Consider the following 10,454-nt stretch of genomic DNA (forward strand, 5'->3'; position numbering starts at 1 on the left):
CCGCGCACCCGGGGAACAATCACCACCAGCGGCCCGCGCCCCACCGGCGCCGGAGCCACACAACAGGAGGCCAGCATGAGCCTGAACGACACCTTGACGCCCGCCAGGGCCAAACCCGACGAGCTCGTACCCTCGCGCTATGCCGTGCAGATCGGCGACATCGACGTGCTGGTGGTCAGCGACGGCGTGCTGCCGCTGCCCACCCAGATGCTGGGGCACAACGCCGATCCCTCCGTGCGGGCCGCCTGGCTGAAGGACATGTTCCTGCCGCAGGACGCCTTCGACTGGGCGCTGAACGTGGTGGTGGTGCGCAGCGGCGCGCAGACCATCCTCATCGATGCCGGGCTGGGGCTCGACCCGGACCTCAACCTGCCGCGGGCCGGCCAGCTGATCAAGCGGCTGGAGGCGGCCGGCATCGACCTCGGCGCCGTGACCGACGTGGTGCTCACCCATATGCATATGGACCATGTCGGCGGCCTGCTGGTCGAGGGCGTGCAGGAGCGGCTGCGGCCGGACCTCAGGATCCATGTGGCCGAGGCCGAGGCCAGGTTCTGGGAGGCGCCCGATTTCTCGCATGTCGCCATGCCGGAGGGCTTCCCGGATGCCCTGCGGGCCGCCGCCAAGCGCTTCGCGGCCGACTATGCCAGCCAGTTGCGGCTGTTCGAGGAGGAGCACGAGGTGGCGCCCGGCGTGGTGGTCTCCCGCACCGGCGGCCATACGCCGGGGCACAGCGTGGTGCGCCTCGCCTCCGGCGGCGACAGGCTGATGTTCGGGGGCGATGCCATGTTCGCGGTCGGCTTCGAGCACCCCGACTGGTTCAACGGCTTCGAGCACGATCCCGAGGAGGCGGCCCGCGTCCGCATCGGCCTGCTGCGGGAGCTGGCCGAGACCAACAGCCTGCTGGTGGCCACGCACCTACCCTTCCCCTCCGTCGGCCACGTCGCCGTCGACGGCGACGCCTTCCGCTGGGTGCCGGTGTTCTGGGACTATTGAGCAATTTCCGGGTGCGCGGGCGTCCCGCCCGCTCTTCCCCTCCCGCACATGCAACGCTTCCAAGAGCGGACGAGACGTCCGCGCACCCGGAAACATCACCAAAGGAACTCCCCATGAAAATCGTCATCATCGGCGGCACCGGGCTGATCGGCTCCAAGACCGTCACCCGCCTCGCCGCCAAGGGCCATGAGGTGGTCGCCGCCTCGCCCAACACCGGCGTCAACACCCTCACCGGCGAGGGCCTCGCCGAGGCGCTCAAGGGCGCGCAGGTGGTGATCGACCTCGCCAATTCGCCCTCCTTCGAGGACAAGGCCGTGCTGGACTTCTTCGAGACCTCCGGCCGCAACCTGATCGCGGCGGAGAAGGCGGCCGGCGTCGGGCATCACATCGCGCTCTCGGTCGTCGGCACCGAGCGGCTGCAGGACAGCGGCTATTTCCGCGCCAAGCTCGCCCAGGAAAAGCTGATCAAGGCCTCCGGCATTCCCTTCACCATCGTGCACTCCACCCAGTTCATGGAGTTCCTCGGCAGCATCGCCCAGTCCGGCGCCGTGGATGGCAGCGTGCATCTGTCGCCCGCCTTCGTGCAGCCGATCGCCTCCGACGACGTCGCCGACGCCATGGCCGAGGTGGCGCTGGCCGCGCCGGTGAACGGCACGGTGGAGATCGCCGGGCCGGAACGCTCGCGCCTCAGCGACCTCGTCGCCCGCTACCTCAAGGCCAAGGGCGACAGCCGCACCGTGGTGGCCGATCGCGAGGCCCGCTATTTCGGCGCCCGCCTCGATGACGGCTCGCTGGTCAGCGACGCCAATCCCCGCCTCGGCCGCATCGGCTTCGAGGAATGGTTCGCCAGCAATCCGAGGAAGTGAGGCGGCGACCCCTCGCCGCGAAGAACGCGACACCGGCCGCCCCTTCTCCCCGTCCTTACGGGGAGAAGGTGAGGATGAGGGGCAGCACCGCCCACGGGGACTGTACTGCGCTGCCCCTCACCGCATGTCGCAGCCCCTCACCCGTACCCTCTCCCCGCAAGCGGGGCGAGGGGGACCCAGACGCCGCGCGCAACCGTCAATCGCAGCATCTCGCCCTAACCCCGTCCCCCAACCAGGAACCCTAGCCATGATCCGCCCCCTCCTTACCGCCCTCGCAATCTCCGCCTTGCTCACCGCCCCGGCCGCAGCCGACGGCAAGGCCGCCAAGGTCTCGCTCGTCTATGAGCACGAGCTACCCAATGTTCCCGGCAAGAGCCTGAAGGGCGTGCTGGTCGAATATGGCCCGGGCGGCTTTTCCGAGGGCCACACCCACCCCTCCTCCGCCTTCATCTACGCCACCGTGCTGGAAGGGGCGATCAAGAGCCAGGTCAATGACGGGCCGGTGAAAGTCTACCGTGCCGGCCAGAACTTCTCCGAAATGCCCGGCGACCGCCACGGCGTCAGCGCCAATGCCAGCAAGACCCGGCCCGCCAAGCTGCTGGCGGTGTTCGTGGTCGATAGCACGCAGAAGGAACTGACTTTCCCGCTGCAGAAATAAGCGGCCAAGCCGCCCCGGAGCCCCAGCCATGGTCGATGATCCCGCTTTCCTGCCCCTCGTGCTGATCGACCTGCTGGGACTTGCCGGCATCGTCGTCTGGCATCTCCAGGGGCGCCGGCGGCCGAGGGCGCGCCTGGCGGTGCAGCTCCTGTTCTTTTCGGCGATGACGGTCCTCGCCGCGTGCAACGGCATCTGGCCGCATCAACTCGGCGCCAACGAAACCACCGGCCTTGCCGCCTTCGTCGCCAAATCGGCGCGAGTGCTGTGGTGGACGCACCTCGCCTGGGCCGTGATCGGCCTGATGCATATCTATTTCGCCCTCAACCGCCGGCCGCGCGAGGCCCATCTCCTGCAGGACCTGTTCGTGGCCCTGGCCTATCTCGGCGTCGGCCTCTCGATTCTGGGCTTCGTGTTCGGCGCCCCCGTCGGCACGCTGGTGGCGACCTCCGGCGTGGTCGCCGTCATTCTCGGCCTCGCCTTGCAGAACACGCTCGGCGACGTCTTCTCCGGCATCGCGCTGACCTTGGGGCGCTCCCATGCCATCGGCGACTGGATCGTGCTGAGCGACGGCACAGAGGGGCGCGTGGTCGAGACCAATTGGCGCGCCACCAATCTCGTCACCGGCGCCCATAATCTCGTGGTGCTGCCCAACAGCCTGCTGGCCAAGCTCAGCCTGACCAATCTCAGCCGCCCCGACGAGACCCACTGGATCAGCCAGAGCGTGCGGATCGCTGCGAGCCAGGGCCCGCAGGACAGCATCGAGACGCTACGGGCCGTGCTGCGGAGCTGCGAGGAGATCCTCCGGGATCCCGCGCCGATCGTGGCGCTCAAGTCGGTCGACGCGCTGGCGATCGAGGCCGAGCTACAGTTCTGCGTGGCTAGTCCGGCACGGCGCACCCCGGCGCGCAATGAAGTGCTCGACCAGCTCTACCGCAACTATGGGGCTGACGGCCTCGCTTTCGCGCCGGCCATGGCTCTCATCCAGCCCGCGCCAGGACCCATTCGAAGCTATCCTTCCACAACTGCTCCGGGATCTCCTGTGACAGGATTCCGACCAGGTCCGACAGCTTGACGCTGCGCAGCTTCTCGCGCCAGGCCTCGTCCGCCTCCCACATGATGCGCGCCACGGCGCAGGGGCCGCTCTCGCAATAGCCCTTGGGGCGGCAGGGATTGTTGGCGCGGATATTGCTGCACACGAAGGTGCGCGCCGGGCCTTCCACCGCCTCGACGATCTCGAGGAAGGTCAGCTCGGCCGGCGGCCGAGCCAGCCTGTAGCCGCCGGAGGGGCCGAGCGTGGTATCGACCAGCCCGGCCTGCGACAAATGCTGCAGCGCCTTGGAGAGATATTCCTTCGGCACGCCGTGGAACTCGGCCAGCGCCTTGGTCGAGAGGTAGCGCCCCGCCGGCAGGCCGGCGAGGATCGCACAGCAATGCAGCGCCCATTCGACTTGGCTTTTCAGGATCATTCGTTCATTCCGCAACGGCAGCACGCGCCGATAATTACGGATATACGATATCCCTATTGGTGCAGCGTGTAAATGCGGGGCTTCCCGGGTGCGCGGACGTCCCGTCCGCTCTTCCTCTCCGCACGCATGACGGTTCCAAGATGCGGACGAGACGTCCGCGCACCCGGAAAGATCTCGCTCCAAAAATCTCCCCCTTCCCGTCATCTTGCGCTATCAAGCGGCCAAACCCTGCCTCGGAGATCGCACCCTTGACCGCTGCCGCCCCCATCGCCCGCGCTTTGCTGTCCGTTTCGGACAAATCAGGCCTGATCGACTTCGCCAAGGGGCTTGCTGCCCACGGCGTCGAATTGGTTTCGACCGGGGGCACGCGCAAGGCGCTGGAGGAGGCGGGCCTCGCCGTGAAGGACGTCTCCGACCTCACCGGCTTTCCCGAGATGATGGATGGCCGCGTCAAGACGCTGCATCCCAAGGTGCATGGCGGCCTGCTCGCCATTCGCGACAATGAAGAGCATCGCGCCGCCATGGCGGCGCACGACATCGGCCCGATCGACCTCCTCGTCGTCAACCTCTACCCCTTCGAGGCGACGCTCGCCCGCGGCGGCAGCTTCGAGGACCTGATCGAGAACATCGACATTGGCGGCCCCGCCATGATCCGCGCCGCCGCCAAGAACCATGACGACGTCACCGTCATCGTCGACGTCGCCGACTATGACGACGTGCTGGCCGAGCTTGCCGAGAACGAGGGGGCAACCAGCCTGCCCTTCCGCCGCCGCATGGCCGCCAAGGCCTATGCCCGCACCGGCGCCTATGACGCCGCCATCTCCAACTGGTTTGCCGCGACGCTGGAGGAGGATACGCCGACCTTCCGCGCCTTCGGCGGCACCCTGGCCGAGGCGCTGCGCTATGGCGAGAACCCGCATCAGAGCGCGGCCTTCTACCTCACCCCCGAAAAGCGCCCGGGCGTCGCCACCGCCCGCCAGCTCCAGGGTAAGGCGCTCTCCTACAACAACCTCAACGACACCGACGCCGCCTTCGAATGCGTGGCCGAGTTCGATCCGGCCAAGTCGGCGGCGGTGGTGATCGTCAAGCACGCCAATCCCTGCGGCGTCGCGCAGGCGTCGACGCTGCTCGAAGCCTATGAGAAGGCCTTTGCCTGCGACCCCGTCTCGGCCTTCGGCGGCATCATCGCGGTGAACCGCACGCTCGATGCCGATACCGCCCGCAAGATCGTCGAGATCTTCACCGAGGTGATCGTCGCCCCCGACGCCAGCGAGGAAGCCATCACCATCATCTCGGCCAAGAAGAACCTGCGCCTGCTCGTCACCGGCGCTCTGCCCGATCCGCGCGCCGAAGGCCTCACCGCCAAGACGCTGGCGGGCGGCCTGCTCGTGCAGTCGCGCGACAACGCCGTGGTCGACGACATGACGCTGAAGGTGGTAACCAAGCGAGCGCCCACGCCCGAGGAAATGGCCGACCTCGCCGTCGCCTTCCGCATCGCCAAGCATGTGAAGTCCAATGCCATCGTCTATGTGAAGGACGGCGCCAGCGTCGGCATCGGCGCCGGCCAGATGAGCCGCGTCGATTCGGCCCGCATCGCCGCCGCCAAGGCCGCCGACGCGGCCAAGCTGGCCGGCCTGCCGGATACGTTGACCAAGGGCTCGGTGGTGGCGTCCGACGCCTTCTTCCCCTTCGCCGACGGCCTGGAAGCTGCGGTCGCGGCCGGCGCCACCGCCGTGATTCAGCCCGGCGGCTCGCAGCGCGATGCCGAGGTGATCGCCGCCGCCGACGCGGCCGGCCTTGCCATGGTGTTCACCGGCACGCGCCACTTCCGGCATTGAGGCTGGCCCGGCTGCGCAAGCCCGATCAACCTTCCCTGCGACGTGGGGAAGGCCGTTTACCCGCCACGCGTCGCAGCGAGATGCGACGCGCCGGCCGGCTTTCGTGCCGGCACGTCTCCGCGCCTGTTCCCCCAGGTATAGCTGCCCGGCCCCGCAATGACGCATCCAGGCTGTCGTAGTGCCTTGACCTGACCGAAGCTTCAACCTTTCTGTCCACAGCCTATAGCTGTAGATGATCGCGCAGTTGAACTGTCGACGGGCCCGGTGATAGTTTCGCTCTGAAATCCATAAGCTTGTAGCCGGCTTTTGGTTTTCATTGGGGTACGGGGGAGACTTGGAGTGCGGGGAATCGTTGGAATGAAGCTGTTTTTTGTGCGCGCAGTGGTTGCCGCCGGCCTGGCGCTGGCGACGGTCGCCCCCTCTGTGGCCGAGGAGGCCGCCCGCGTGGTGCATCAGGGCAGCGTGCAGACCAGCGTTCCGGCTGGAGTCACGGTGATCGTCAAGAAGATCACCGTGGGCGAGGACGCCACGGTGGTCAGCCTCGTCGCCTCCTTCGACAGCCGGCAGACCAACCGCGTCAATCTCAACGACGTCAACGCCTTCCTCGAGATCGGCAACAACCAGAAGCTCAGCCTGCGCCAGCCCGAGGACAATCCCTATCTGATGATCCAGAACGGCCAGAGCATGGATGGGGAACTGGTCTTTCCCGGCCGTATTCCGGCCGATGCCGGCGAGGTGCGACTGGTCTTCAACGACGGCAATGCGGGCGATGATCTCAACGCCCCCGGCCTGACGCTCAAGATCCCGGTCAAGGCGCAATGAGGCGCCTCGGCGCCGCCATGGCGCTGCTGGCCCTGGTTCTTCCGGCGTTGCCGGCCTCGGCCCTCATCATCGAGCATCGCCGCGAGCCGATCGGCGGGCAGCCGACCGCGTTTCGCCCCAGCGACATCGGCACGAGCCGCTGGCAGCCCTATGCCCTGCCGCCCACCCGCTTTGCGCCGCAGACACCGGCAAGCCGGCTGGGCCCGGCAGGCGGGACGACCAGCCTGCGCCTCAAAGAGGTGCCGGCCAAGCTGCGCAGCCGCACGCAGGCGCTGCTCGAGCAGTTCGGCGCCCGCGAGAGCGAAGGCAGGATCCTGATCAGCCTGCCGGGTGACGTGCTGTTCGATTTCGACAGGGCCGACATCCGTGCCGATGCCAGGCCGGTGCTGGCGCGGCTCACCGAAGTGCTCAAAGCCTTCCCCAAGGCGCCGGTAGCGATCGGTGGCCATACCGACGCCAAGGGCGAGGACGACTACAATCTCGCTCTGTCCGAGCGCCGCGCCGCCTCGGTGAAGGCCTATCTCGCCCGCAGCAAGATCAGCCCCGGCCGCCTGACCATCGAAGGCTATGGCGAAACCCGCCCCGTCGCCCCCAACCAGAAGGCCGACGGCGCCGACGATCCCGAAGGCCGCCAGCGCAACCGCCGGGTTGAGTTCGAGATCGGCAGGCCGCCGGAATGATCGAGGCCCTTCCCATCATGATCATCCAGCAAGAGGCGACATCATGGCGTTGATCCCCTGCCCGGCCTGTACCCAGCGTGTCTCCGAGCAGGCCCTGGCTTGCCCGTCCTGCGGGCATCCGATCGCCGCCGCCGGCGAGGGCAAGCAGACGGCCATCCGCGTGCTGGGCGGCGTCGCCGGCACCTATGTCTCGGCCAACGCCCTGGTGCAGCTCGTGCTCGGCGCAGTCTTCTGCATCAGCGTGGCCGCGGTGATCATGACGCTGATCATCGTCAGCGGCTGAGCTGCTGCATCCGCTCAGACCGCTACCTTGGTGCAGATCTCGACCAGGCAGCCATTGTTGTCGCGCACATAAGCGACGATCTGGCCCCAGGGCTTCTGCGCCGGCGGCGATACCGCCTGCGCCCCCGCGAACAGGGCCTTCTTGTAGGCGATCTCGACATCGTCGACCACCAGCGCGATCTCGGTGCCCGCCGGCGGCGCATCCGGCCGGTTGGGCTGGAAGTTGCCGACCATGTCGGTGACGAAACTCTCATCGGCAAAGCACAACGCCGTCTCGCCAGTGACGAGCTCGGCGAACTGCCCCTCGGCGATGAAGCGCGTCTCCAGCCCGAAGGCCTGCTTGTAGAAGGCCGACGTCTCCACGACATCGCGAACGTAATGAACAACGTAACCGAGCTTCATGACAATGTTCCCTGTTTGTTCGCATAAGCGATAAAACAAAGAGCTGGTTTTGTCGAGTCCGAGAAACGGGATTTTGGGGTGAGTCGAGAGGCGCTTCCCCATCCCTTGATACGGTTCACTGAAACGTCTTCGAATTTGCGCGACCTTTGTCCTTGCCGGGCTTCGGCCCGGCAATCCATCTCTCCAGCCGGTTTCCGCGTGCGACTTCTGGATAGCCGGCCCGAAGCCCGGCTATGACAAATCGGAGCGTTTCCGCTTCAGTGAACAGCCTTGCTCCCTCACCCCTGGCCTTTCACAGCGGCTTGTAGGCGATCGCCTCGATCTCGATCTTGATGTCGATCATCAGCCGGGCTTCCAGCGTGGTGCGTGCCGGCGGGTTGGCGGGGAAATAGCTGCCATAGACCTTGTTGAAGGCGCCGAAATCGCGGGCGTCTGCCAGGATCACCGTGGTCTTGACCACATCCTCCAGCCCCGCCCCGGCCAGCGCCAGGGCCTTGGCCAGGTTGTCCATCACCTGGCGGGTCTGCGCCTCGATGCCGCCCGGCACCACCGAGCCGTCCGCCAGGGTCGGCACCTGGCCGGAAACATGGATGCTGTCACCCGCCCGCACGGCCGGGGACAGGGGGACATGGGAGGCGCCGAAATGCTGCTTGGTCATGGATATCCCGATAGGTTGTGCCAATGGTTTGCATCATTGCTTCGCTTCGCGCGCAATGACACGAGTCCTACTTCACCGCCCCCAGGGCGAGGCCGCGCATCAAATAGCGCTGCAACCAGGTGAACAGGATCGCGATCGGGATGGTCGCCGCCAGGGCGGCGGCCATCACATAGTTCCATTCCACCGTGTAGCGCCCGGCCACCAGATTCACCACCTGCAAAGGCAGCGTATAGGCCTCCTGCTTGCGCAGCATGGTGAGGGCGATGACATATTCGTTCCAGGCATTGATGAAGGTGAAGATCGCCGTCACCGCCATGGCGGGCAGCGCCAGCGGCAGGAACACCTTGACCAGCGTGGCGAAGGGGCTGGCGCCCTCGATCCAGGCCGCCTCCTCCAGATCCTTGGGAATGGTGGAGAAATAGCTCTGCAGCATCCACACCGCGAAGGCGAGGTTGAAGGCGATGTAGATGAAGGTGACGCCGCTCAGGCTGTCGATCAGCTGGAAGCCAAGGCGGTTGCCGAGTTCCACCAGCAGGCGGAACAGGCCGAAGACCAGCACGATCGGCGACAGCATCTGCGAGATCAAGAGGAACTGCCGGAATGCCCCGCGCGCGGCGAAGCGATAGCGGCTGAGCGCATAGGCGGCGGGAATGGCGACGAGCACCGTCAGCACGGTGGTGACCAGCGACACGATCAGCGAATTGGCGAGCGCCGGCCCGAAAGCCGTCTCGGTATACATGGTGACGAAATTGCCCCAGACCGGCCGGCTCGGCCACCAGGAGGAAGACAGCATCTCCTCCGTCGGCTTGAGCGCCGTCACCAGCATCACCGCGAAGGGAAACAGCGTGAGGACGATCAGCGGCGCCAGCAGGATCCAGTAGAGCACGGAGCGCTTGAGCTTGCTCATGCCTGTTCCTCCTCGCGCATGGCCAGCCGCACATAGATGACGGCGAAGACCAGCAGCAGCGCGAACATGATGATCGACACCGCCGCCGCCTCGCCAAACTTACCCAAGCGGAAGGCGAGCTTGTAGAGATAGGTCACCAGGATGTCGGTGGAATTGGCCGGGCCGCCCTGCGTGGTCACCCAGATGATCGGGAAGGAATTGAACACGTTGATGGTGTTCATCACCAAGGCGATGTTGATGAAGGGCTTCAGCAGGGGCAGCGTGATGTGGGTGAATTGCTGCCAGCGACTCGCGCCCTCCACCGCACCGGCATCGTAGAGATCGTCGGGCACCGAGGAGAGGCCGCCCAGGAAGATCGTCACCGTGAAGGGAATCGAGACCAGGATGCCGATCAGGATCTGCATCGGAAAGGCGGTGGTGGCGTCCGCCAGCCATTCGATATTGCTGCTGATCAGACCCAGGCCCCGCAGCCCGGAATTGAGCATGCCGCTCTCGCCGTTGAGCGCCCAGCGCCAGACCACCGCCGTCATGGCGAGCGACACCGCCCAGGGCAGCATGATGATGACGCGGGCAAGGCTCCGCCCGTAGAAATCGTCGTTGAGGATGAGGGCGATCGGCACCGAGACGATCAGCGTGCCGGCCACCACGCCCACCGTCCAGACCAGGGTGCGCCAGAGCGCGGCGATGAAATCGGGATCGGCGAACAGGGCCTGGAAGTTGGCGAGGCCGGCAAACTCCCGAAGCTGGCCGAAACGGTTGACGTCATGCAGCGAGATCTGGCCGATCTGATAGAGCGGCCAGAAGATGATGAAGGCCGCCATCAGGAAGCTGGGCAGGATCAGAAGATAGGGTGTCGCACGCCCCATGCGGTGGGTGTCTCCT

General features: G+C 66.4%; 13 protein-coding genes. 8 read left to right on the forward strand and 5 right to left on the reverse strand.

All coding sequences use genetic code 11. The features are described from left to right. The first annotated feature begins 75 nt into the window (after positions 1 to 75). The 4 genes from ACTJKX_RS31430 (at position 76) to ACTJKX_RS31445 (ending at position 3,589) form a co-directional block, all read left to right on the forward strand. Positions 76 to 993 (forward strand): MBL fold metallo-hydrolase, encoded by a 918-nt coding sequence (locus tag ACTJKX_RS31430; RefSeq protein WP_440727674.1) that lies wholly within the window; start codon positions 76 to 78, stop codon positions 991 to 993. A gap of 113 nt (positions 994 to 1,106) precedes the next feature. Further along, positions 1,107 to 1,859 carry an SDR family oxidoreductase gene (locus ACTJKX_RS31435; RefSeq protein WP_440727669.1) on the forward strand — a complete coding sequence of 251 codons (753 nt, stop codon included), beginning with the start codon at positions 1,107 to 1,109 and terminating at the stop codon, positions 1,857 to 1,859. Between the two features lie 247 nt (positions 1,860 to 2,106). Further along, positions 2,107 to 2,517, forward strand: a complete 411-nt coding sequence (locus ACTJKX_RS31440; protein ID WP_311932766.1) for a cupin domain-containing protein — start codon at positions 2,107 to 2,109, stop codon at positions 2,515 to 2,517. A gap of 28 nt (positions 2,518 to 2,545) precedes the next feature. Next, complete coding sequence (locus ACTJKX_RS31445; protein ID WP_440727670.1) at positions 2,546 to 3,589, forward strand: mechanosensitive ion channel family protein; 1,044 nt, start codon at positions 2,546 to 2,548, stop codon at positions 3,587 to 3,589. Here ACTJKX_RS31445 and ACTJKX_RS31450 read toward each other — a convergent pair. After that, entirely contained in the window at positions 3,495 to 3,983 is a 489-nt protein-coding gene (locus tag ACTJKX_RS31450; RefSeq protein ID WP_394315237.1) for an RrF2 family transcriptional regulator, read from the reverse strand. The two genes, ACTJKX_RS31445 and ACTJKX_RS31450, sit on opposite strands and share 95 nt — an antisense overlap. A 248-nt stretch (positions 3,984 to 4,231) precedes the next feature. On the opposite strand from ACTJKX_RS31450, the gene purH reads away from it, so the two are divergent. The 4 genes from purH to ACTJKX_RS31470 all read left to right on the forward strand — a co-directional run bounded on the left by purH (position 4,232) and on the right by ACTJKX_RS31470 (position 7,606). Beyond that, the gene (gene purH / locus ACTJKX_RS31455; protein ID WP_440727671.1) at positions 4,232 to 5,821 is read left to right on the forward strand and encodes a bifunctional phosphoribosylaminoimidazolecarboxamide formyltransferase/IMP cyclohydrolase; all 1,590 of its coding nucleotides are present in this window, start codon (positions 4,232 to 4,234) and stop codon (positions 5,819 to 5,821) included. Between the two features lie 357 nt (positions 5,822 to 6,178). Continuing rightward, complete coding sequence (locus ACTJKX_RS31460; RefSeq protein WP_394315239.1) at positions 6,179 to 6,643, forward strand: hypothetical protein; 465 nt, start codon at positions 6,179 to 6,181, stop codon at positions 6,641 to 6,643. Continuing rightward, the gene (locus tag ACTJKX_RS31465; protein ID WP_440727672.1) at positions 6,640 to 7,323 is read left to right on the forward strand and encodes an OmpA family protein; all 684 of its coding nucleotides are present in this window, start codon (positions 6,640 to 6,642) and stop codon (positions 7,321 to 7,323) included. Before ACTJKX_RS31460 ends, ACTJKX_RS31465 begins: the two co-directional genes overlap by 4 nt. A 43-nt stretch (positions 7,324 to 7,366) precedes the next feature. Further along, a complete protein-coding gene (locus ACTJKX_RS31470) occupies positions 7,367 to 7,606 on the forward strand; it encodes a hypothetical protein (RefSeq protein WP_068289628.1) in 240 nt (79 codons plus the stop codon). 14 nt (positions 7,607 to 7,620) lie between these two features. Here the strand turns inward: ACTJKX_RS31470 and ACTJKX_RS31475 are convergent, their stop codons facing one another. From ACTJKX_RS31475 to ACTJKX_RS31490, 4 genes are all read right to left on the reverse strand, one after another. Further along, positions 7,621 to 8,007, reverse strand: coding sequence for a VOC family protein (locus ACTJKX_RS31475; protein WP_149252493.1), 387 nt, complete (start codon positions 8,005 to 8,007; stop codon positions 7,621 to 7,623). Positions 8,008 to 8,299: 292 nt separating this feature from the next. Further along, positions 8,300 to 8,665: a RidA family protein gene (locus ACTJKX_RS31480; protein ID WP_440727673.1), complete on the reverse strand. Its 366-nt coding sequence runs from the start codon at positions 8,663 to 8,665 to the stop codon at positions 8,300 to 8,302. Between the two features lie 67 nt (positions 8,666 to 8,732). Continuing rightward, positions 8,733 to 9,572: a carbohydrate ABC transporter permease gene (locus ACTJKX_RS31485; RefSeq protein WP_311932756.1), complete on the reverse strand. Its 840-nt coding sequence runs from the start codon at positions 9,570 to 9,572 to the stop codon at positions 8,733 to 8,735. After that, a complete protein-coding gene (locus ACTJKX_RS31490) occupies positions 9,569 to 10,438 on the reverse strand; it encodes a carbohydrate ABC transporter permease (RefSeq protein ID WP_367626436.1) in 870 nt (289 codons plus the stop codon). Before ACTJKX_RS31490 ends, ACTJKX_RS31485 begins: the two co-directional genes overlap by 4 nt. Between the last annotated feature and the right edge of the window lie 16 nt (positions 10,439 to 10,454).

It is taken from the genome of Labrys sp. 22185 (genome assembly GCF_052045555.1).
GTDB classification, from domain to species: Bacteria; Pseudomonadota; Alphaproteobacteria; order Rhizobiales; family Labraceae; genus Labrys; species Labrys neptuniae.